General features: G+C 28.9%; 22 protein-coding genes. 5 read left to right on the forward strand and 17 right to left on the reverse strand.

The features are described from left to right. Positions 1 to 78 precede the first annotated feature (78 nt). From nrdE to ACZ5B9_RS07915, 3 genes are all read right to left on the reverse strand, one after another. On the reverse strand, positions 79 to 2,178 hold the full coding sequence (gene nrdE / locus ACZ5B9_RS07905) for a class 1b ribonucleoside-diphosphate reductase subunit alpha (RefSeq protein ID WP_464422113.1): 2,100 nt from the start codon (positions 2,176 to 2,178) through the stop codon (positions 79 to 81). Between the two features lie 581 nt (positions 2,179 to 2,759). Further along, positions 2,760 to 3,131 (reverse strand): class Ib ribonucleoside-diphosphate reductase assembly flavoprotein NrdI, encoded by a 372-nt coding sequence (gene nrdI, locus ACZ5B9_RS07910; RefSeq protein ID WP_464422114.1) that lies wholly within the window; start codon positions 3,129 to 3,131, stop codon positions 2,760 to 2,762. A 352-nt stretch (positions 3,132 to 3,483) separates the two neighbouring features. Then, positions 3,484 to 3,723: a thioredoxin domain-containing protein gene (locus ACZ5B9_RS07915; RefSeq protein WP_006804246.1), complete on the reverse strand. Its 240-nt coding sequence runs from the start codon at positions 3,721 to 3,723 to the stop codon at positions 3,484 to 3,486. 674 nt (positions 3,724 to 4,397) lie between these two features. Between ACZ5B9_RS07915 and metH the strand changes: the two genes are divergently transcribed. The 4 genes from metH to ACZ5B9_RS07935 all read left to right on the forward strand — a co-directional run bounded on the left by metH (position 4,398) and on the right by ACZ5B9_RS07935 (position 9,586). Next, positions 4,398 to 7,907, forward strand: coding sequence for a methionine synthase (gene metH, locus ACZ5B9_RS07920; RefSeq protein WP_464422115.1), 3,510 nt, complete (start codon positions 4,398 to 4,400; stop codon positions 7,905 to 7,907). Between the two features lie 76 nt (positions 7,908 to 7,983). Next, complete coding sequence (locus ACZ5B9_RS07925) at positions 7,984 to 8,523, forward strand: hypothetical protein (RefSeq protein ID WP_464422116.1); 540 nt, start codon at positions 7,984 to 7,986, stop codon at positions 8,521 to 8,523. Further along, a complete protein-coding gene (locus ACZ5B9_RS07930; protein ID WP_464422117.1) occupies positions 8,511 to 8,888 on the forward strand; it encodes an antibiotic resistance protein VanZ in 378 nt (125 codons plus the stop codon). The genes ACZ5B9_RS07925 and ACZ5B9_RS07930 overlap by 13 nt, the downstream gene beginning before the upstream one ends. Positions 8,889 to 8,986: 98 nt before the next feature. Next, positions 8,987 to 9,586: a hypothetical protein gene (locus ACZ5B9_RS07935; RefSeq protein WP_464422118.1), complete on the forward strand. Its 600-nt coding sequence runs from the start codon at positions 8,987 to 8,989 to the stop codon at positions 9,584 to 9,586. 108 nt (positions 9,587 to 9,694) lie between these two features. Here the strand turns inward: ACZ5B9_RS07935 and ACZ5B9_RS07940 are convergent, their stop codons facing one another. From ACZ5B9_RS07940 to ACZ5B9_RS07960, 5 genes are all read right to left on the reverse strand, one after another. Further along, complete coding sequence (locus tag ACZ5B9_RS07940; protein WP_464422119.1) at positions 9,695 to 10,519, reverse strand: hypothetical protein; 825 nt, start codon at positions 10,517 to 10,519, stop codon at positions 9,695 to 9,697. 30 nt (positions 10,520 to 10,549) lie between these two features. Continuing rightward, positions 10,550 to 10,906, reverse strand: coding sequence for a cupin domain-containing protein (locus ACZ5B9_RS07945; RefSeq protein WP_464422120.1), 357 nt, complete (start codon positions 10,904 to 10,906; stop codon positions 10,550 to 10,552). A 31-nt stretch (positions 10,907 to 10,937) separates the two neighbouring features. Next, complete coding sequence (locus ACZ5B9_RS07950; protein WP_464422121.1) at positions 10,938 to 11,621, reverse strand: DUF1003 domain-containing protein; 684 nt, start codon at positions 11,619 to 11,621, stop codon at positions 10,938 to 10,940. A gap of 277 nt (positions 11,622 to 11,898) precedes the next feature. After that, positions 11,899 to 12,366, reverse strand: a complete 468-nt coding sequence (locus ACZ5B9_RS07955; RefSeq protein WP_021770070.1) for a hypothetical protein — start codon at positions 12,364 to 12,366, stop codon at positions 11,899 to 11,901. A 231-nt stretch (positions 12,367 to 12,597) separates the two neighbouring features. Further along, a complete protein-coding gene (locus tag ACZ5B9_RS07960) occupies positions 12,598 to 13,059 on the reverse strand; it encodes a hypothetical protein (protein ID WP_464422122.1) in 462 nt (153 codons plus the stop codon). A 492-nt stretch (positions 13,060 to 13,551) separates the two neighbouring features. Here ACZ5B9_RS07960 and thrC point away from each other — a divergent pair, with 492 nt between their 5' ends. Next, positions 13,552 to 15,045, forward strand: a complete 1,494-nt coding sequence (gene thrC, locus ACZ5B9_RS07965; RefSeq protein WP_464422123.1) for a threonine synthase — start codon at positions 13,552 to 13,554, stop codon at positions 15,043 to 15,045. 300 nt (positions 15,046 to 15,345) lie between these two features. On the opposite strand, the gene ACZ5B9_RS07970 is transcribed toward thrC, so the two are convergent. The 9 genes from ACZ5B9_RS07970 to tilS form a co-directional block, all read right to left on the reverse strand. After that, positions 15,346 to 15,765 carry a lysozyme inhibitor LprI family protein gene (locus ACZ5B9_RS07970; protein WP_021770073.1) on the reverse strand — a complete coding sequence of 140 codons (420 nt, stop codon included), beginning with the start codon at positions 15,763 to 15,765 and terminating at the stop codon, positions 15,346 to 15,348. A gap of 28 nt (positions 15,766 to 15,793) precedes the next feature. Further along, positions 15,794 to 16,228: a lysozyme inhibitor LprI family protein gene (locus ACZ5B9_RS07975; RefSeq protein ID WP_464422124.1), complete on the reverse strand. Its 435-nt coding sequence runs from the start codon at positions 16,226 to 16,228 to the stop codon at positions 15,794 to 15,796. An 83-nt stretch (positions 16,229 to 16,311) separates the two neighbouring features. Continuing rightward, entirely contained in the window at positions 16,312 to 16,956 is a 645-nt protein-coding gene (locus ACZ5B9_RS07980; RefSeq protein ID WP_464422125.1) for a hypothetical protein, read from the reverse strand. A 63-nt stretch (positions 16,957 to 17,019) separates the two neighbouring features. Next, positions 17,020 to 17,496, reverse strand: a complete 477-nt coding sequence (locus ACZ5B9_RS07985; protein ID WP_464422126.1) for a hypothetical protein — start codon at positions 17,494 to 17,496, stop codon at positions 17,020 to 17,022. Between the two features lie 94 nt (positions 17,497 to 17,590). After that, complete coding sequence (locus ACZ5B9_RS07990; protein WP_464422127.1) at positions 17,591 to 18,109, reverse strand: lysozyme inhibitor LprI family protein; 519 nt, start codon at positions 18,107 to 18,109, stop codon at positions 17,591 to 17,593. 13 nt (positions 18,110 to 18,122) lie between these two features. Further along, positions 18,123 to 19,109 carry a tetratricopeptide repeat protein gene (locus tag ACZ5B9_RS07995; protein ID WP_464422128.1) on the reverse strand — a complete coding sequence of 329 codons (987 nt, stop codon included), beginning with the start codon at positions 19,107 to 19,109 and terminating at the stop codon, positions 18,123 to 18,125. A 31-nt stretch (positions 19,110 to 19,140) separates the two neighbouring features. Continuing rightward, complete coding sequence (locus ACZ5B9_RS08000; RefSeq protein WP_464422129.1) at positions 19,141 to 19,488, reverse strand: hypothetical protein; 348 nt, start codon at positions 19,486 to 19,488, stop codon at positions 19,141 to 19,143. A 374-nt stretch (positions 19,489 to 19,862) separates the two neighbouring features. Further along, positions 19,863 to 22,196 (reverse strand): ATP-dependent zinc metalloprotease FtsH, encoded by a 2,334-nt coding sequence (ftsH, locus tag ACZ5B9_RS08005; RefSeq protein WP_464422130.1) that lies wholly within the window; start codon positions 22,194 to 22,196, stop codon positions 19,863 to 19,865. After that, positions 22,186 to 23,712, reverse strand: a complete 1,527-nt coding sequence (tilS, locus tag ACZ5B9_RS08010; RefSeq protein ID WP_464422131.1) for a tRNA lysidine(34) synthetase TilS — start codon at positions 23,710 to 23,712, stop codon at positions 22,186 to 22,188. The genes ftsH and tilS overlap by 11 nt, the downstream gene beginning before the upstream one ends. Between the last annotated feature and the right edge of the window lie 34 nt (positions 23,713 to 23,746).

Consider the following 23,746-nt stretch of genomic DNA (forward strand, 5'->3'; position numbering starts at 1 on the left):
AATATACTTATTTATTTCTTCAAAATATTTAAGTAAAATATCTTAACTTGTTTAATATTCACTTTATATTTCCAAAATTTAAACCGAACACGAAATACACTCCTCAATCGTAGCCTTCCTAGTCCGAGTATAATAAAGCGACTTCAACCCCAGCCTATGTGCATAAATATAAAGTCTAGCTAAATCCCTAGTGCTGTCCGTACTCTTCGTATACAAAATAGTCGAGATTCCTTGATCTACGTGTCTTTGGATTACAGAAATTAGTTTCAAGATATTTTTTTGATCCATATCGTAAGCCGATTTATAGAAGAAGTAGTTGTCGTTTGTCAGATACGGCATTGGGTAAAATGTCGTACTGTCTCCGTATTCTCTTACTTCGATTGTGTCAACTACTGGCATTACTGAGGCTGTGGAGTTCATTATGTAGGATGTTGACTGGTTTGGGGCGATTGCCATTCGGTAGGCGTTGTAGACTCCGTGTTTCATTACTTGCTCTTTTAGGTTTGCCCAGTCTTCTTTTGTTGGAATATAGATTCCTTCAAATAGCTGTTTTATTTTTTCTGTTTGTGGCATGTATTCTTTTGTAATATATTTGTCAAAGTAGTTTCCGCTGGCATATTCAGATTTTTCAAAGTCCTTGAAAGTTTCGCCTTTTTCCTTTGCAATTTCCATCGAACGTTCCAACGAATAGAAGTTTACCATCATAAAGAATACGTTACAGAAGTCAAGTGCTTCCTTGCTTTCGTACATAATAAAGTTTTTAGCCAAGTATCCATGCAGGTTCATTGCTCCCAGCCCTACTGAGTGCAGTTCGTCGTTTGCTTTTTTTATTGATGGAACAATATCAATGTTTGTCAAGTCTGATACCATTGTAAGTGAATCAATTGCCGCTTTTGTAGCTTCTTTTATTTTTTTGTTTTCCATTACTGTAGCAATATTTAATGAACCAAGATTACATGAAATTCCACGTCTTATCGTGTCTTCCTCATAATATGCATTAATATCTGAAACTTCTGATAATTGCATAATTTCAGTACACAAATTTGAGAACTTAACTGTTCCGATTTCTTTTAATGCGTGTTCCTTATTTGCGTTATCTTTAAAGAATAAATAAGGGTATCCACTCTCTTTTTGCGTTTGAGAAATTTTTACAAGAAGTTCCCTTGCGTTTATTTTTTTCTTTTTAACATTTGGATTATCAACTAGTTTTTCATACATTTCGTTCATATCCATTTCATCCAGATATTGCCCATATTCTAGGAATACTGTGTGTGGATTAAATGTGTAACAAACTTCATCTTCCATTGCCAACTGCATAAATTTATCTGGAACAATAACTCCGATTGACAATGATTTTATCCTGATTTTTTCATCTACATTTATCTTTTTACTATCCAAAAATTCATTAATATCAGAATGGAAAACATTCAAATAAACCGCTCCAGCTCCAGCTCTTTGCCCCAGCTGATTTGCATACGAAAAAATATCCTCCAAAATCTTCATAATCGGCAAAACTCCAGAAGCTCTTCCTTCAACTCCTTTTATTGACTCTCCTCTTGCTCTTACTTTAGAAAGGTTAATTGAAACTCCTCCACCAATTGAAGAAAGTTTCATTGAAGAATCAAAAATGTACCCAATTCCGCTCAGATTATCTCCCATTTCATCAAGAAAACAAGAAACAAGCTCTCCAGAACGTTTTTTTCCAGAATTTAAAAAAGTTGGTGTAGCAGGCTGGTATTCTTGATTTATCAACATCAAAGCATACTCTTTTGCCTTTTCAGCATTTCCCTGTGCCAAATAAAGCGAAACTGTCGCAATCCTATCTTCATATCTTTCCAAAAATTTCTCTCCAGTATCATCCATCAAAGCATAACTTTGATAAAATTTCGATGCACTCATAAACGAAGCAAATCTAAACTTCTTATCATAAACCAGCTTAAACACTTCCTTTATCTCATCGTGGCTATACATCTCATAAAAATCAATATAATAATCATTTTTTATCAAATATCTCATCTTTTCCTCAAGATTGTGAAAAAACACCGTATTTTTATTCACATAATCTACAAAATACGAATAAACAGCCTCCTTATCTTTCTCAAGCTGAAAATCCTCCCCTTGTTTTACCATTATCTCGTTATTTAGATATATCCATTTTTTTGCTCTTTTATCTACCATAATCTTCTCTCCTATTTATTTTTTTATATAATCTGATTATATCCCATCTCTCAAAAATTCAAATAATTGATTATTTTGATTAATAACTATTTTTCTTATTTTTTCTAAATTCATTTTTTTATGCAGAGGTATCAAACGCCATACCTCTGCACTCTCGCTTAACGTAAAACTTTCTTATAAAAGAAAAATAGAACTCGCTTTTGAATATAAATTATTAACACACAAACAACCTATATTCAATTTAAAGTTTATTTCAAAAGCTCAAACAGTTATTTTTCTTTCAACGAAATTTTACTTAAAAACCTTTTAATTGTTATAATTAGACTTAAACTTAAAGTATCGTTATTTTTTTAAAATAAAAATGATCATTTAGTTTCGTATTCGTAGCAGTTTAAATTTCCCAAAATATAAATATTTAGACTACTTTTTCAAAATAAAATTTCGAAATATTTCAAAAAAATACTTATACAAAACAGGTTTCAAAAGGGAATGGCGAATGTTCCTGCTACTTTATAAAAAAGGAAAATATATAAATTATAAAAAATATCTATTAATAACAATAAATTTTATAAAATTAAAAATTAATTACTCTCCAAATAATCTATATAATTCTCCACTTCCGTACTTGTTCCCGATAGCTCAAATTTCATCAATAATGGAATTCCGTATTTTTCCTGAATTTTATCGGCTGCTAGTGCGAAAAATTGTCCCCAGTTTCTGTTTCCGCTGGAACTTACTGATTTTAATAATTTGCTGTTGTTTTCGTTTTGTAGAAATTCGTCTGTTGTTGCTGGAATTTCTCCAATTTTTGTTGTGAATGTCAGAAAATGTCCTTCATTTTCGATTACCATAGTTGGATTTATCTTTATAAAATGCCAGTCTGGACGTTGGGATTGCATTTTTTGTATGAAACGTTCAACATTTCCTGTTTTTGAATCGTAATATATATACATCAATTTCACCTTGCTTTTTAATATTTATTATGCCTTTTTATTACTAAAATTTTGTTTTACAAATACTTTTTAAAATCAAAAATCCTTAATTATGCTAATTTTCTTAACTTTTATAACTTTAAATTTCAAGTAATTTTAAATATATAGTAAAATTTCTTTACAACCGAACTCAAAAATTATAACTATTTTACTCAAATCCTTAATTTATATAATTTTTAACAGTTTAATTTTAAATGGATTTAAGTATATTTCCAAATTTTAGGCATAAAATATACTCAAAACTAGATATTTTAATAAAAATCGTTTTGAGTAGTATTAATTTATTATTTTAAATTGTATTTTAAATTGTTCATTACATCATTGAGATGATTTCATTGATTTCTTCTGGCTTAAATCCAATTGTTCTTTTTATTTCTTCGTTTTCTTCAAACAAAATTACTGTTGGAACACTTCTTACTCTGTATTTTACAGCAATTTCTGGATTATCAAATGGATTTATTCTTTCATATTCTATACCTTTTTTATCTAATAAATCCGACACCATTGCACACGGATTACAATCATTTTTCTCAAATTTCACTATTTTTTTCATTTTTTCTATCTCCTTCTATATTATATAAAAAACACAATATATTGTGTTTTGCTTGAATTTTTTAACATATATGTAGTGTATCTTATTTTTAAAATTTTTTCAATAAGATTATATTTAATTTTTGATTAAACAGTTTTTTAAGTTGATGAATAAAGGGGTTTATTAATTATATATTTTATATATTAAAATTCAGTCATTTATTATATTTTAGAAGGATTCCGAAAAAATGATAGTTTGTATAACAGCTTTATTTTTTTGTTTTACTGATGATACAAAATTTTTAAAAGTTTATATTTGAATATTTAAATTTTATTAACAAACAATCTAAAAACATCAGCACCAATTTATAGCTTTTTTATTCTTTTATATTTAAAAATTGCATCAAATATGCAACTTACTCTCCAATAAAAGTAAATGAAGAAATGAGATTCGGAATATAAACACAATCATTAAAATAAAAAAAGACAGGAAAGAATTATTCTGAATGAGAAAACTCCTGTCCTTCATTATATTTCTCAATAACTGTATATATTCACAATATTATCGACGTTAAATTTAACTTGATAATATGTACTTTTAAACATATTTTTGAATTAATTTCATATTTTTATATACACATAAAGGTTTTTATGATAAAATAATAGGATAAATTTACTAAAATAGGAGTTGAATAAATGACAAAAAATAAATACAAAAATTCTTACAATTTATTACAAAATGATTTGAAAAATAAAATATTACTGCTGGATGGAGCGATGGGGACTATGATTCAGCAGGAAAAACTGACTGCAAGTGATTTTGGCGGAGAAAAATATGAAGGGTGCAATGATTATCTTGTATTGCAAAGACCTGACGTTATTAAAAATATTCATAAAAGATATTTAGAAGCTGGGAGTGATATTATTGAAACTAACAGTTTTGGAGCTTTGGATATTGTATTAAAGGATTACGATTTGGAAGATAAAGCTTTTGAGATGAATAAAGCTGCGGCAGAGCTTGTAAATGAAGCTATTGCTGAATATAGAAGCGAGCATCCTGAAGTTACGAGAAATCTTTATGTTGCAGGAGCATTAGGACCTTCCAACAAATCTATCAGTGTTACTGGGGGAGTAACTTTTGAAGAGCTTATCCATAGCTATTATACAGCTGTTTCTGGGCTTATGGCTGGTGGAGTTGACTTAATTCTGTTTGAAACTATTCAAGATACAAGAAATTTGAAAGCGGCTTATTTGGGGCTTAAAAAGGCTATGGAAGAAAATTATACTGTTCCATTAATGCTGTCGTTTACAATTGAAAGTACAGGAACTACACTTGCAGGACAAACTGCAGATGCCTTTTATTACGCTGTAAACCACATGAATCCATTTTCTGTGGGACTGAACTGTGCAACGGGGCCTGAATTTATGACACAATTTTTAAAGACATTAAATAATATTTCAAATACATATATTTCAGTTTACCCAAATGCTGGACTGCCTAACGAAGATGGAGAATACGAGGAAACTCCAGACACATTGTCGGCAAAAATTGAGCCGTTTTTCCAAAATAATTATTTAAATATTGTTGGAGGGTGCTGTGGAACTACGCCTGAACATATCCAGAAAATTAAGGAAAAAAGTGTAAACTATTCTCCAAGAGTTATTGACGAAAACAAAGATTTTAATGATGTATCAGGACTAGTTACTTTAGAAACTCCAAAAAACCGTCCAATTTACGTGGGGGAACGTACAAATGTAATTGGTTCACGTATTTTTAAAAACTTAATTGCAAGCGAGAAATTTGACGAGGCGACAGAAGTTGCTAGATTGCAGATTAAGGGACGTGCAGATGTAATTGATATTTGTCTTGCGAATCCTGATAGAGATGAAATCGCCGACATGAAGGCATTTTTAGATAAAGTAGCAAAATTTGCTAAAGTTCCTCTTATGATTGACTCAACTGATATAAATGTTGTTAAAGAAGGGCTTACTTACTTGCAAGGGAAGGGAATTATAAATTCAATTAACCTTGAAGATGGGGAAAAGAAATTTGCTGATATGGCAAAAGTTATTAAGGATTTTGGGGCTTCTGTCGTTGTAGGACTGATTGATGAGGAAGGAATGGCTGTTTCAGTTGAGAAAAAATTGAAAGTTGCTAGAAGAAGTTACGAACTTCTTACGAAAAAATACGGAATTGATGAAAGAGATATAATTTTTGATACGCTTGTTTTCCCAGTTGCCACAGGAGATCAGAAGTATATCGGCTCTGCCACAGCAACAATCGAGGCAATTAGGCAAATTAAAGCTGAAATGCCAAATGTAAAGACGATTTTAGGAGTAAGTAATGTTTCATTTGGACTGCCTGTCGCAGGAAGAGAAGTTTTGAATACTTACTATATGCAAAAAGCCTATGAAGCTGGACTTGACTATGCAATAGTAAATACTGAAAAAGTTATGCCAATGGACGAAATTTCAGATGAAGAAAAGGAATTGGCAGAAAATCTGTTATTCCATACAAATGATGAAAATGTATCAAAATTTGCAAACTTCTACCGTGAGAAAAAAGCCATCCAAAAAGTGGTCGACACAAGCAACTTAACTACCGAAGAAAAAGTCTCAAATTTAGTTGTTGAAGGAAGTAAGAAAGATCTGATTGTCTATCTTGATGAGTTACTTCAGAAATATTCTCCAATTGACATAATAAACGGTCCTCTGATGACTGGAATGGATGAAGTTGGAAGACTGTTTAACAACAATGACTTAATTGTTGCCGAAGTGTTGCAAAGTGCAGAAGTTATGAAAGCTTCAGTTTCTCATCTGGAACAATTTATGGAAAAAGATGAATCATCTGTAAAAGGAAAAGTAATTATGGCAACAGTAAAAGGGGATGTTCACGACATTGGAAAAAATCTGGTTGGTATAATCATTGGAAATAATGGTTACGAAGTAATTGACTTAGGAATAAATACGCCTGCTGAAAAAATCCGTGAAGCAATTATTGAACATAAAGCAGACTTCTTGGGCCTTTCCGGACTTCTTGTAAAATCTGCCACAGAAATGGTAAATACTATGGGCGTTCTGCATGAAGCTGGTATTGATATTCCAATATTTGTAGGAGGTGCTGCACTTACGGAAAAATTTACTGTAAATAAAATTGAGCCTGCCTACAAAAATAATATTGTAATTTACTCAAGAGATGCAATGACAGCTCTTGCTGACTTAAACAAAATGATTGATGAGAAAAAATTTGAAGAGTTTAAGGAATATTTACAAAAGCGTAGAGAGCTTGTAACAATTAAAGATGCAAAAAAACTTGAACAGCTGAAAGTTAAACCAACGGTAAGTGATATTAAGGATGCTGATGGAACATTTGATTTTTCAAAAGTTGAACTTCCAAAATATGACTTTGAAAAAATTTATAAGCCACAAACATTAAATAAACAAATTATAACAAACATAAAAGCAAAAGATGTATTCCCATTCATAAATTTACAAATGCTAATTGGAAAACATCTTGGAATGAAATGGATTGTAAATAATCTAATTGAAAAGCAAGACCCTAGAACAATAAAATTATACAATGAGATTTTGGATATTATCGAAAATGGTGATGAATACTTTGATATAAAAGCTATCTACAAGTTTTTCCCTGTACGTCGAAAAGCTGGAGAAAGAAAGGAAGATTTCAAAATCGAAGTTTTATCAGATGACTTGTCAACTGTTTTAGAAACATTTGATTTCCCAAGACAAAAATATGGACAGTATTTATCATTAAATGACTATGTAAGCCCAGATGGAATTGACTACATCGGATTCTTCGTTGCAACTGCAGGAGAAAAATCAAGACTTGTTTCAAATGAACTTAAAGAAAAAGGTGAATTTTACAGAGGGCATATTGTAAACTCTGTAGGACTTGAACTTGCTGAAGCAACATCAGAATATATTCACAAGATGATGCGTCAGGATGTAGGAATTATCGACAAGGATATTACTTTAAACGAAATTTTAAGTGCCCAGTATCAAGGAAACCGTTACTCTTTCGGGTACCCAGCCTGCCCAGATTTAAGTGACCAGAGAAAATTGTTTAATCTTTTAAAACCAGAAAGATACGGAATCTCTCTAACAGAGGAGTTTATGATGTATCCAGAAGCTACGGTAAGTGCGATTGTATTCTCACAGCCGTTCTGTAAATATTTTAATATGTAATTTTTTGAATTTTTTATAAGTGAAGTGTGTTATTTTAACTTATATAATGCACTTTGCTTATGAAAGGAGAAACAAAATGTATCAAATAATAAAAATGATTTTATTAAGTTCAATTTTTATGGATTATATTGATATCCAAAAGTTGGATAAAAAAGGATTTACAATACATATTATTGAAATAATGCTTGTTTTGTCACTAATTAATGGAATTATAAATTTATATGACGAGAAAAAATTTTTTATAATTGAATTTCTTATGATTATTTTATTTCATCTGGCTGGAAACAAGATTATTCTAGAAAATCTTTCATTTTTTTGGCAATCAATAAAATTAATCGGCGTTTATATCCTTCATCTTCTTATTACAACTGATGTTGGAATGGATGACAATAATATCAATCCTTTTTCTAAAATTGAATGGACAATAGTTTCAATTACTGTTTTAATATTTTTACTGCTAATGTTAATTTTTAATATTGAAATTAACAGTTTAAGCATTCTATCACTTTATTGCATTACATTATTTGAATTAAAAGGAATTTTTATAAACATTACAGAATATATAGAGAATCAGAAGAAAATTGAAAAGGAAAATAGAGATAAATGGCAAAAATAATAATTCGTGATAAATTAAAATTTAGGATATTTCCAAAAATACTTTGGATTGATAATGAAAAGATAAAATTAAAATCAAATTCTGAAACTATTTTTGAAACTGATGAAAAGTATGTAATCCTTTCAGAAAATATGGCTAAAAATAGAAGATTAGGAATAGATCTTGAAGATAAAAAAGAAATTTTAATAGAAATAAAATATGATTTTTTTAGGTTAATTACTGTATTTTTAATAATTCCAATATTTGCAGTTATTGTAAAATTATTTTTACTTTCAGATGTCGAAGCCAGTCACTTAGGTACTTTTGCTGGGGTTCTTATTGTTGTTCTGTGGAAAAGAGAAAAATTTGAAGTAGTTGAAAATTAAAATCATTGACTTTTAAAATTTTATATTGTATAATTATTATGCAAAAAACAGAAAATGAGTTACCTTTAATTTAAACAAAATATAATAGGAGGATTGAAATGAAAAATTCAAAAAAACTAGCTATACTTTTATTTATAATGGCATTATTGTTTTCTTGCGGAAGTGACAACAGCGACAATGAAAACACTACAACAACAGCTGCTAATACTACAACTACAAAACAAGAAAATAACTCTAACAATACTGAAACTAAAAGTCAAACTGAAAATACTATACAAGGTATCAGATACGGAAATGATACTGTTGGTTATGTAACAAAACCTGAAAATTGGCTTGAATTTACAGATCCAAATTCGTCTCCAACTGCAGTTCAGTTAAGTATTGATCCTGTAAACATTGTAACTTTAGACATACTTTCTAAAGATGGGAAAGCAAATTCAGAAAAAGGTGCCTATGTACTTATGCAAAAATATCTTAACGAAGGAATTCCTAAAGAAAATATTACTTTAGATCCTGTTGATATAAATGGCTATCAAGGTACAAGTTTAACAATAAAGTATAATGATGGTACCATAATGATTGTAAATTGTATTGATCATGAGGGTAAAGTCTATTTTATCTCTATGGAAGGACTTCAAAATAGACAAACATTGATGGAAATGGCAAACGTTATTGAAACTTGGAAACCAACTAAATAAAACAAAACTTATAACAAAAAAAATTGGAAGTATTTATATTTTAGATTTTCTTCCAATTTTTTATTGCTTTTTATTATTCGATTTTTTATTCTCTAAATTTTAAAATTCTTATTTTTTCTGAATTTCATCCACTTTTTTCATAAGGCTATCCCACAATTTACCGCCTTCTTCCATCGCTTGCTGTCCTATTTCACTGTTCTTAACGTTATTTATACCTTTTTCAATTTCTTTTAATACACCTAGCATTTTTTCAACATCAATTTGTTTTGCAGAATACAGCTCTTTTCCTTTTTCAAGAAGTTTTGGACATTCCTTATCAAAAGTGGCATCTCCAGTTGGATTACATTTGGCCTTTTTAAATAAATCGTTAGATTTTTTTACTTTTTCCAATGCTTTTTCACCATTTTTTATTCCAGAATCAGTATCTTGCTTTTCAAAACTTTTTTTCAATGATTCAAATAAACTTTCTGTATTTTTTTGGCTGTCAGCAAACATTTTGTCAATTCTTGCCTGCTCTTTTCTTACGTTTTCCTGAACTTGTGTATCGCCAGAATCTGTAATTATATTATTTTGAATAATTGGTGTTCCTTGATTTTGCTGATTTTGAGGATTTTGATTCTGATCTGTTGTAATTTTTGCCATTGTTCTTTCTGACTGTTGTTGAGCCGTCATATTGTCAGAATTTTCATTTTCGTACAAATAAAAGTTGTAAAATCCACCACCAAGCAAAGCTATAAAAGATAAGTAAAACAGTCCTTCAACTACTTTATCATTTGTCGTTTTAGTATCTTTTATTTTCCCAATCGCCTCATGTTTTCCAAGGCCCTGTTCGATATATTCCTTCATCAAATTTCTATTTTCAATCCCTTTTTTCACAAATGGTATACCTGTCGCAATAACGACAACCAATGCAAATATTAAAAATAACAACATTACTCTCACCTACTTTTTTATTTTCAATTTTTATTTAAAAAAGATACAAATCCATATACAGCAAGGATTTTTACTTGTATAGCTTACTCTGTGTCTCTCACCTCTATTAATTAATACTGTATCCCCTTTTGTCAATTGTAGTTTCTTATTATTAGTATTCCTTTGGTTTTTTATTATATTTTCATTTTTTTCAAATTTTTTATCTTTAAAATACTCAATTTCAGCCTCACCTTGAACTAAAATTACAAATTCATTTTGTTTAGATTCCTGCCAATCTGTTGTCTGTCCAGTCGAAATAATTTTCTCAATTTTGATATTTTCATTCTCAGCTAAAATTTTAACAATTTCCTCTTTTTCAGATAATTCCTTCAAATCAAAAATATTCATTTTCCCCTTTTCTTTCTGTATTTATTCTTTTTTACTTTCTTTTAACATCATGCTCTGAAATATCAATAAACTTATATTCTCGCTTTTCCTTTACTGGTGGTACTTTCTTCTTAGTTTCCAGCTCTGAAACTCGTTTTGCAATTTCATTTTGCTTTTCAATCAAATCATCTAGCTTATAATGTAAATCTTCTATTATAATTTCATTTTTCAAATTCACTTTATAATCATTTTCAGACTTTTTTTCATCAATTTTTTTCTTTTTATTTTGATTAAAAACTATAAGTGAACAGAAAATAAGCATAAAACAAGACAATACAACATTCAATATTACATATGAATATGGATTAAACTGCTTAATCACAAGAAATACAATATTTATCCCAACCCATATTGCTATAAACATTATCATAAAAACAATAAATCCCCTACTTCCAACAAAATTTGAAAATTTATATGATAACTTTTTTTTATCAATTTCTTCTTCTTTTATAACTTTTGAAACCTTTTGTTCTAAAAGCATATGAATAATTTCTTCTCTTTTCACTTCATCATCCATATCTTTTAATATTTTCTTCAGTATTTCCTCTTTTTGTTTATTCAAGTTTTCTGTTTTTAAATCTTTTTTATTTATTTCATTATTTTTACTTTTTAGATTTTCTGAATTTATATTTTCCATCCTTAATCTACCATTTTTTTCTTCAACCCTATTTTTCAATTTAAAATTTCCCTCCTTACATATTTTCATCAGTATGATACCATTTTCAGAAAAAAAATACAAGTAATTAAATTCTTTTTATTATTCTGATACTGCTTTAAACTACATTTTTTTATTATGTTTATTTAATTTTAAATCAAGGTTTATTTAATTTCCTAGATTTTAAAATCATTTTAATCAAAACAATGCAAAATAATAAAAACAGCTATTCCCAAATGGAAATAGCCAATTTTATATATTTCTTCTTTCAAAACTCCCTTTACTTTGTAATTATTTTTTATCCTCTCAAATTACTTTCTGCGTCATTTAAAAGTGTATTTGCATCTTTTACTATCTGGTTTTCATTAAGATTAGCATCTGTAAGATAAGCAATAGAAATATAGCAGTTTCTTGTTTTAGATTTTTTCCCCACTATATGATAAATATATTTTCTTTCATTCGAATCATAGTATTTGCTAACATAATATCTATTATTTTCAAAGTTACCTTGTAATTTTACTCCTAATTTATCTATAATTTCTCTCTCAAGAAGTTTAGAAACAGTTTTTCCGCTAATACCGTCATAAAAATATGTTACTATTACATCTTTATTTTTTCCAAGTTTTCCATAATAAACAAGTGCTGCATCTTCATCAAGAACGATATTATAATTTTTTCTTTCTATCTCCCTCGTATTAACAAAGCTAGGTGCTGAAAACGCTACGATTCCAAATGCCAAACATAGTCCTAATATTAATTTTTTCATAATAATTCCTCCTATTTTTTATTATTTTATTTTTTATCTTAAATTACTTTCTGCTTCACTCAAAAGCTCGTTTGCTTTACGCTCTAAATTATTAGTATAATTTTCACTTGTAGAATACACTATTACAACATAGCAATTTTTTACTTTAGGATGTTTTCCTACTACAAGACTGTCGATGCTAGAAATAATCTTAATAATATTTTTTTCATAAAAATCTCCTCTTATTCTCTATTATTTTCTTAAATACTGTTCAACATTTGTTATTACTATATCAGTTATTCTAGATAATTTCTTTTCTGAGACTTCTCCATTTACTGTCAGCAGTGCTGTAACATAGCATCCTTTAACTTTTTCTCTTTTGGCTATTATATTATACATATATTTTCCTGTTGAACTTTCATAAAATTTTTGAATATAGGCTCTACTATTTTCCATTTCACCTAATAATCTCAAATTACTTGGTGCAACTTTTTTAAATATATCCTTTACAGCCTTTGGACTTCCTTCATTGGAAAAGTAAAGTGTTACTGCTACTTTCATTTCGTTTGTTTCCTGCGTAAATGCAAATGTACTGTCTATATCTTGATATATCGTGTAACCGTCCTTACGTATCCTGTTCACATCTACAAAATTTGGTGCTGAAAATGCCGCCATTGACATCATCAGAAATAATCCCAATCCTATTTTTTTCATAACTATTCCTCCTAAAATTATTTCATATTTTAATCAACTAAACCTTTTTACAGTAAATATTATACCATATATTTTAAAAAAGTCAATAGAGAGAAGAGAGAATTTTAAATTAAATTATTTACCGTTAATTTTCTCTTTCAAAAACTAATTCAATAAAAAAACAAGGAGGGCAAATAATCTCCTTGCCTATCTATAATTTTATTTATAAACTCTTTATAACTATTATTAAATTTTGCAACTCTGTGTGAACTTTTCCTTCCATTGATTGAAATGCTTTATTTTTCACACCTTCTTTTCCAAGCCGATATTCTTTTAAATTTTTCAGGAATATTTCTTCTATTTATTATTTGTAATAAAGTTCTTATGTCTCACTTATATTATACAAAATAGCCATTAAAGAAAAATGAGAAAAATACTTTATTACAATTGATTGGGGTATTTTTTTATGTTATAATGTTTTATAAATAAATTAATCAAAGAAGAGGTGTAATTATGAATTATAAAAGTACAAGAGGCGGAGAAACACAAAACTCAACTTTTGCCACATTACATGGCCTTGCAAATGGTGGCGGACTTTATATCCCTGAAAAATTGCCAGAAGTTAAATTGACTTATGATGAACTAAAGAACTTGTCTTATCAGGAACTTTCCGAAAAAATTATAAAACTTTTTTTTACAGAATTTTCAGACGAAGAAATAAAAAATGCTGTGAACAATGCTTATAACGATACTACTTTTACTGATAAAAACATTGTCCCTGTACATAAATTAAATGAAAAAGTAAGCTTCGGTGAACTGTTTCATGGAAGAACATTGGCATTTAAAGATTTGGCTCTTTCATTATTTCCATATTTGCTGCTTTTAAGTAAAGAAAAACAAAAAGAGAATAAAAGAATATTGATTCTCGCTGCAACTTCTGGAGATACTGGAAAGGCTGCACTTGAAGGATTTAAAGATGTTGATGGAATTAACATTGTCGTTTTTTATCCTAAAAATGGAGTTAGCCCAATGCAGGAAGAACAAATGCGAAAACAGCTTGGAAACAATGTAGAAATAGTTGCGATTAACGGAAACTTTGACGATGCCCAAAGTGCCATAAAAGTCATTTTTTCCAGCGAAGAATTTAAAAAATATGCAAATGACCATAATGTAATGTTTTCTAGTGCAAATTCAATTAACATCGGAAGATTATTCCCGCAAATCATATATTACGTATCAACTTACGTAAATTTGGTAAAGGCTGGAACAATTAAGGCTGATGAGGAATTTAATGTGGTAGTTCCAACTGGGAACTTTGGAAATATTTTGGCTGGATTTATTGCCAAAAAACTTGGTATACCAATCAAAAAATTTATTTCAGCTTCAAACAAGAACAAAGTTCTAGCTGACTTCTTCCAAACTGGAATATACAACAAAAATAGAGATTTTTACGCAACAAACTCACCATCAATGGATATTCTTCTTTCATCAAACTTTGAAAGATACCTGTATTACGCATTAAATGAAAACTCTGAAAGAGTAAACGAATTGATTACAAACTTACTTTCAGGAGGAGAGTTGTCTGTAAATGAAGAAGAATTGAAAAATATTCAAAATGAATTTTATGGAGAATTTGCAAACGATGATGAAACTGTAAATGCAATTAAGAGTGTGTATGAAAATTATCATTATTTAATGGATCCGCACACAGCAGTAGCTTATTCTGTTTATGAAAAATTAGATAACAACAACTTAGATAAAAACATTCACACAGTAATAATGTCAACAGCACATCCATTTAAATTCCCAACTCCAATTGCAAAAGCATTGGGACTTGATGAAACAAAAGAGCCTTACGCAATTTTAGATGAAGTATCCGAAATTACTGGTGTAAAATTCCCAGAAAAATTAACAGAAGTGAGAAATTCAGAAATAAGATTTTCAAATGTAATTGATAAGGCTGATATTCAGGACTTTGTGAAAAAATATATAAATGATTTAAAATAGAAATATTTTAGAATTTGCTCAAAACATAGCACCTTTCTTTTATTAATGTTAATTTAGCAATCCTATTAAAACGAAAGGTGTTTTTTGTTATACGATTGTATTTTATAGTAAAACTGCCTTAATACTAAATTAAAAGCTATAACTATTTTACTTAAACCCTAGATTTTTAAATTTTTAGGAGTTCTATTTTAAACGAGTTCGAGTATGTATCTATCAGTTAATTTTATATTTTCTACACTTTCATAACTCAGTCAATAAAAATAGTTATGAAACTAATTTATTTCATAACTATAATTATTTTTACTTATTTAATTTATCATATTTTTTAGCCAGTTCCAAAACCCTTGCCTTTGTCATCTCATATTCAGTTCCAGCCGCTCCAAACAAAGCCATTCTAGGTCCGTCCTCTTCATCAGCTAATGCCTTTTTTATAGCCGCTTTTCTACTTTTTATCCATTTTTCCTGTTCAGCTTTAAATTTTGACTTTTCTTTTGCTGGTAACTTTTTCAAAATCAAATCATAAACTTTGTTTAATTCCTTTTCCCATTCGCCTGTCAATTTATAGCTAGCATTTAGCATGCCATCTGTACTTCCAGACTCCAAATCTGGCTGAACTTTTTCTTCTACAACTTTCATTCTTTCTGTCATTTCATCTTCATATTTCCCTGCAAACACAATCGCTCCTGCAAGAAGCATTCCTAATAATAATATTTTTTTCATAGTAATCTCCGCAAATTAAAATATCTTTTTATTTTTTTACATTAATTTTATCGTATCTTTTTGCCAGCTCCAAAGCTCTTTCCTTTGTTATGCTCAGTCTTTCGCTAGCAGCTAGCTCTCCAGCCATTCTAGCTCCTTCTTCCTTTGTATATTTATTATACGCCTTCTGAACTTTAACTTCCCTGTCCTTTAACCATTTATTCTGTTCAGCTTTAAATTTTGTTTTTTCTTTTGCTGGCAATTTTTTCAAAATCAAATTATACACATCGTTTAATTCTTTTTCCCATTCAGTATCCAAATCCAGTGAAGCATTAACCATATCGGCTCTTACTCCGCTATCCCATCCAGCTTGTGCTTTTTCTTCTGAAACTTTCATTCTTTCTGTCAATTCATTTTCATAATTTCCTGCAAATGTAACAGCTCCTATAACTAATAATCCTGCTATTAATAATAATTTTTTCATTTTTTATCAACTCCTATTTTTGTTTTTTATATTAAATCACAAACCCCTTTTTAGTAAACTTAATTTTAAATAAAATTCAGATATTAATTATATCCTGTTGGACAATAATCCTTTAATATAAATGTATCAACTATATTTCCATCCTTGTCATATTCCACTAATGTCTGAAATCTTGTATCAAATGTATATCTTCTAATATGTTCAGCATCTCCAGATCCAGTAGTAAAACCATTTTTTGTTACAGTAGTTATAGGTGCTTCCCATCCTCCATCATCTTCACCTTGGAAATACCACTTTCCATTTTTTTGAACAATTTCAAACAGTTGATCACACCAATATCCTTTCACTTTATTCATATTAAAGTCTGTATCTACTGTCACTTTTGTTTTTTTCCCTTCAGGCAGTTGAATAGTAAGTATCTGATCTGTATCATTTTTAGCAAGTATTACCAAAGTTTTCATTTTCGTATCGTAAGCATAAGTTTCTTTATCAGTATTTTGATAATCTGCTGAAAATTTTCCATTTTTCCCTAAAAGTATTGGAGCTGTATCTGTTTCATAGTCCCCAAATGTTCGTGTTGCATACCATTTTCCATTTTTTTGGAATATTTCAACATTTTCGTATTTACCCGCTGCCTTCTCCAAATTATGTTTTCCATCTGTCGTAACCTTTACTGCAAACGCTGGTATTGCAGTTAATGCCATAATTAAAAATAATATTTTTTTCATAATTTTTACCTGCTCTTTCTATTTAAATTTAATATTTATATTTTTTCATTTTTTAATCACAATTTATTTGTACAATTTATAATAATCACGATATAATTTATACATTTCAGGATTATCCTCAGGGAATCTTCTCAAAGTTTCAGGATCATCCATTTGATTATCACCTTCTTTACGTACGATACTAATTATTCTTTTTGTCTTTCTATTTAAAATTACTGGATCTTTTAATTTTGTATCATATCCCACACAGATATATTCATCACAAAGTACGTTTTTTTCTACAACAGCATCACTTATTCTTGGAGCTTCAGTATCGTCTGCATCATACATAGCATAATCCCAAAACTGATACTTTCCATTTTTCAATTTTTTAATTTCTATTGAAGTATCATCAGCTGTTATTGTTCTTTTTAGCAATATTTCCTCATGTAATTTTCCATCACTTGTAAAAGGCAAATCATAACCTTTGTAACTAAATTCTTCTTCTGAAAACCCAACAATCCCTATTAATAGCAATAATGCCATAATAATTTTTTTCATTTTCGTTTCCTCCTATTCCTATTTTCTATTCTTTTTTATCTCAATATTAATATACCATAATTCTATTAAAGAAAAATGAGAATTTTTAACTTTATTACTTTTTATTTAATAGGTCATATCTTTTTGCAAGTTCCAAAACTCTTTTCTCCATTTCACTTACCCAAGCGTTTCCTCCCATAACTCCTGATATTGTTCCACCTTCTGCTTCTTTGGCAGCTTCATCAGCATTCTTTTCTACTTCTTTCTTCCAATCTTCCTGCTCTTTTTTCAATTTTTCTTTTTCACTATCAGATAATTTTGCTTCAATCAAACTGTAAATTTTTTTCATTTCTGCTTCCAAAAGTTCTTCCTGTTTTGAAACCGCATTATTCATATCTGCTGTTACACCGCTATCCAGTCCTGGCTGAACCTCTTTTTGGATATCCTCTATTCTTTTTTTTAGGCTTGTTTCGTAATTTTCATTGCTATTATGATTTTGCATATTATTTTCAGAAATATTAGAGACTTCCTGTTTATTATCAACCTTTGATTCAGACACATCATCTTGTCCAGATTTTGAACATCCTATAATTCCAGCAATCAATACTGCTACTATTAGCATTGTTTTTTTCATATAAATCTTCTCCTTAATATCCTAATGTCCCAAACTTTTTCAAATTTTCCTCATAAAATTTCTTATCTTTATTTTTATACTTATTGTTTAATTGCTTCAACGATACGACATATTCGTCTATCCATCCTTTGTACTCATAAGCCATATCTCCCATATATTTAATATTATCTTTAAATTTTTGATAATTATTGAAAAAGTAATCAAAAGTTTCTTCGTCATTACCTTGTTCAATATAAGCATCAAGAATATATAATTGAAAATTTCGTCCTTCATAGTCATTTGTCAGTTCAGTTTCTTCAGGCTTTTGTCCCAAATCTTTTGCTATCCTATGAATCAAATCTGTAGTTGTAAATTCATAATTATAGTATTTCGGTTCCCCTTTCAAATACAACTCTATTGCCTTTTTCCCAGCTTCGATTGCTTTCTTGTAATTTTTTTTGTATTTGAAGTAATGATACAGTCCATCATAGCTTACAGGATTTTCAGGATAAAGTTTTATCAACTGCTCTGCTGTTATTTTCAAATTTTCATAATCTTCATAATCTCTGTATCTTCTTATGAGATTTTCATATCCTTTTTGGAATTTTGGATTTACTTCTATTGATTTTTTGTAATAATTTATCGCTGTAGAACGGTCATCCTGTGCATAAGCAATTTTTCCCAAAGCTGCTATTGCCAAATAATTGTTACTATCTTCTTCAAGAGCTTTCATGAAGATCTCTTTTTTCTGTTTCAACGGTATATCTGCATTTAAGGCCATTTTATTAGCTGATAAAAATGCCTCTATTGATTTTTTGTTCACCCCCGCCTTTTGCAATTCATTTCTTATTTCATTTTCAGAATAATAATCAAATTTCCCATTATCTTTAACAGACGATGTAAGATTAACTTCAACTGCTCTTTGATTTTTTTCATTAACTTTGCTTTTTCCAGTTTGATAAGCTGCATACGATAATGCCCCAATTATTACTGTTAATACTGCTACTTTCTTCTTGTTCATTTTCCCACTCCTTCTTAAATACACCTCTATTTTACCATTCAGGATAAATAACTCTCATGTCTTCAGGATCTAGAAATACTGCTTTTTTTAATTTTACATCATATCCAATACAAGTATTTTCTCCACATATAGTATTTTTTTTCAAAGTTGCCTTGCTTACATATTCTTTAGCCCCAGGCTCTTCAGGAGAATAGACAATTTCATATTTCCCCTTTCCTATTTTTCTTATTTCTAATTCTGTATCTTCAGAAACTATACTTCTGTTCAACAATTTTTCTTCATGCAATTTTCCATCTGTATTGAATTTTAAATTAAGTCCTCCTGCTCCATAACTTATTGCTCCTACTAGTAATAATGCGATTAATAACATTTTTTTCATATAAATCTTCCTCCTTGTTTATTTTGTAATATTATATCATACAATTTCTTAAAAAAATATAATTAATATTATTTTTTTATTTTAAGTTGATATATTTCAAAAATTTTATCACACCAGTATTTTTACGGTAAATTATTTTCTTTTCTTTTTACATAATAAGTATACAATATATTTTTTCATTTGTCAATAGCTTTTTTATAATTTTTTGTATTTTTTACAGTAAATTAAAAACCGTTTTAAATAAAAATAGAGAAATAATAAAAATTATATGTTATCTCTCTATTTTATTAATATTAAATTTAGATGTATCTTTTACCTGATTCATTTTAAGTAACATAATTTGATTTTAAATATCTTTAGAATAGAATTAAACTTTATTCCATAAAGCTAGGTAATTTAAACTTACTTTTTCGTTTTTTACCTTTTTCAGATTCATCTTTCGAATCCTTATCATGTTCATCTGAATTATCATTATTTTCAGAAGAGTCATCGGAATTATTATCATTCTCATCCTGATTATCATTTTCAGATTCATCTTTTGTTTCTTCTATTTCCGTAGATTTTTCTAATATTCCACCTGTTTCTCCAGTGATTTCCCTTACAGCTTCAGCTAACTTTTCAGTTTTACTTTTTTCTTCTAGTTGTTTATCTTCTTCTACAATTTGCTCTTCTATTTTTTCTTCTAACATTATTTCTTTTTTTACTTCTTCTACTGATTCCGTTCTTTCAACTTGCTCTGTTTCAAAAGTTTTCTCAGTTTGATTTTCTGATTCTGAATTATCATTTTCTTTTAAAATATGTTCAGCTGTTTCACCTTTAATAATTCTTCTAACTTCATCTCCAGTAATAGTTTCCTTTTTCAGTAACAAGTCTACAACTTCTTCTAATTTACTCCAGTTATCTTGTAATGTATTCAATGTGTTAAAATACTCTTCAGTTAAGATTTTTCTTATTTCAAGATCAATTTCCCTAACTGTTTCATCACTTTTATTTGGAGCAAATGAGTATTCATCATCTGAATTTTCAAAGTTAATTGGTCCTAGTTTTTTACTCATTCCAACACTTTCCACATAGACTCTTGCTACTTTTGTAGCACGTTTTATATCAGAATACGCTCCTGTACTTACATCATCCAAACCAATTTCTTCAGCTGCACGTCCACCAAATAACACTTTTATTTCAGCCAACATTTGTCTACTTGTAGTTACCAATTTTTCTTCGGGAAGTGGCATCATAAATCCACCTGCATCGCCTCTAGGGATTATTGTAACTTTATGAACAGGATCAGCTCCTGGTGTCAATTCAGTCATAATTGCATGTCCAGCTTCGTGATATGCCAACAGTTTTTTCTCTTCTGGTTTGATAATTTTACCTTTTTGCCCTAGTCCCATCCCAATTTTATCTACAGCCTCATCCAAATCAGTCATTTTTATTGTATCACTTGCTCTTCTTGCTGCTAAAATTGCAGCTTCATTTAATAAGTTTGCCAAATCAGCTCCAACAAATCCTGGTGTTATCTTAGCAATATCTTCCAATCTTACATCATTTGCAAGTTTTTTATTTCTTGAATGCACTTTTAATATAGCAATACGTCCTTGCAAATCAGGGGCATCAACTGTTACACGTCTATCAAAACGACCTGCACGTAACAATGCTGGATCAAGTACATCTTCTCTATTTGTTGCTGCAAGTACAATAACTTTTGTATCAGTTTCAAATCCATCCATTTCAACAAGTAATTGGTTTAAAGTTTGTTCTCTTTCATCGTTACTTCCACTATTTTTTCCAACACTTCTTCGTCTACCAATAGCATCAATTTCATCTATAAAGATAATTGACGGACTAGATTCCTTTGCTTTTTCAAATAAATCTCTTACACGCGATGCTCCAACTCCAACAAACATTTCTACAAATTCCGAACCTGAAATACTAAAAAACGATGCTCCAGATTCTCCAGCTACAGCTTTTGCAAGTAAAGTTTTTCCAGTCCCTGGTCTTCCTAATAAAAGCACTCCTTTTGGCACTCTTGCTCCAGCCTTTGTATATTTTTCAGGATTTTTCAAGAAATCTACAACTTCTCGCAGTTCTTCCTTCGCTCCATCAACACCTGCTACATCATCAAATTTTACATCTGGCTTTTTATCAATTTTATTAACTCGCGATTTTCCAAAACCAAAAATATTTCCAGGTCCTCCACCTTGCGAACCACCAACCATTTTTCTAGCCAAGTAAATCATAAGTGCAATCATTATAACCATTGGTAAAAATTGAATTAGTAGTGTCAAAAATAATCCTCCACCTGATGGTTGCAATGCATTTAATTTTACTTTTTTTTGTTCAACTGCATTGATTATCTTAGGCTCATTTCCAACACGTTCAGTTATTTTTTTAGTGTAGTAAAGAACATCTTTGCCATTTTCTTTTACTTGTGCAATTAATTTATCATCCTTTTCGCTAATTTCTGGGAAATCTCCCTTTTGTGTTCTACTTACAAATTCCGTATACGGAATATCTCTTTTTTCCAAAAAATATGTTTGTATATCACGCTGAAATATTAATGTAAACACAAATAATAAAAAAACAAAAACAAAAAATAAAAAACCTGAAAAAGGAGACTTATTATTATTTTGTCTATTATTTTGCCTATTATTATCTTTTCGTAATTCTTCTAGTCGCTTTCTTATGTCATTTTTATCTCTATCTGCCATTTTTCCTCCCAATTATTAATAATTTACTATTATTTTCTAGTTCTTTAATTTCATTGTTATAAATTTTTTCCAAAAATTTTGAAAATTTAATGTCTGAAACAGTTAAAATTTCTTTAGTTTTAATTTCTTTTGCTCCATTTTGAAAATCAAAAATTGATTTTTCAATTTCTATCTTTGTATTTTCAAAATTTCCTAAATAATCTTGATTCTCAGAAGTTTCCATTTCAATAATCGGTATCAAATCCCTTTCCCATTTTGAAATTTTTGCATCAATCAATATTTTTTTAACTTTTTTATGCCCCAAATTTTTTACAAATATCTTATCCCCATCCCTTCGGTTTCTAACAATAATCCTGTCGTATTTTTCTATATCATCAGCAAATTTAAAAAATGTATAATTCACATCTCTTTCATTTACAAAATGAGCTTTATAATCCCTAATGTTTTCATACAACACTATCTTATAATTATACCACTCAATCCTTTGATTTTTCTTTAAAATTTCCAGTTTCTCAAATGAATTATTTATATTTTGTATTTTGGACTTTTCATTTCTGTTTTCAATTATCTTCAATTTCCCATATTGATTTTGTAAAAATTTATCTTTCCCCAAATAAATTTCTTTTGACCCTTCATTTTTCAAAATTCCATTCTTATAAAAAAAACTATCAAAAATTTGATTAATTTTATCTCTTGAAATTTCCACATTATTTTGTTTCAAAAACTGAGCTAATCTTTCTTTTTCTTTTAAGTTGCTCTTGAATTTTTTGTTAGTTTTAAGTACTTCAGAAATTTCAAGTTTTTCATTTTCACTCTCATTAATTTCTTCTATTAATGTATAAACTTTTTGTTTAAAATTTGGATTTACCTTTTCAAAATTAGGAAAAATTTTATTTCGGATAAAGTTTCTTGTGAAATCATTTTCGTTATTTGTATAATCAATTATATATTTTAAATTATTTTGTTTTAAAAAGTATAAAATTTCTTTTTTCTCAAATTCCAATATCGGTCTTATTATATTTTCCCGAATTTTAGGAATTCCCTTGAGACCAGTTAAAGAAGTTCCTCGCAAAAGCCTAAAAACAAATGTTTCTACATTGTCATCCAAATTATGTCCAGTTGCAATCTTATTATAGTTTATTTTTTTTCTCACACGTTCAATTGCCTCGTATCTAAGTTCTCGTGCTGCAAGTTCTAGCGACTTCCTATTTTCTTTTGCATACTTTTTTACGTCTACACTTTCAACATAATAATCAACATCATTTTCAAGTGCGAATTTCTTTACAAATTTTAAATCATTTTCAACATCATAACGTAAATTATGATTAATATAAACTATCGAAATTTCAAGTAAAAACTTCTTTTTTAGATTATTCAAGAAATGATAAAGAAAAACTGAATCTGGTCCTCCTGAAAATGCAACAAGAATTCTTTCCTTTTCCAAGATCAGTTTATTCTCAAATATTTCCTTCATTTTTTTTAATATTTTTTTTTCAATTTTTTTTGTTTTTTCCATTAAATTTATTCCCAAATTCTATTTTTTATTTTTA

The sequence above is a fragment of the Leptotrichia sp. SK-5 genome, from assembly GCF_055387215.1.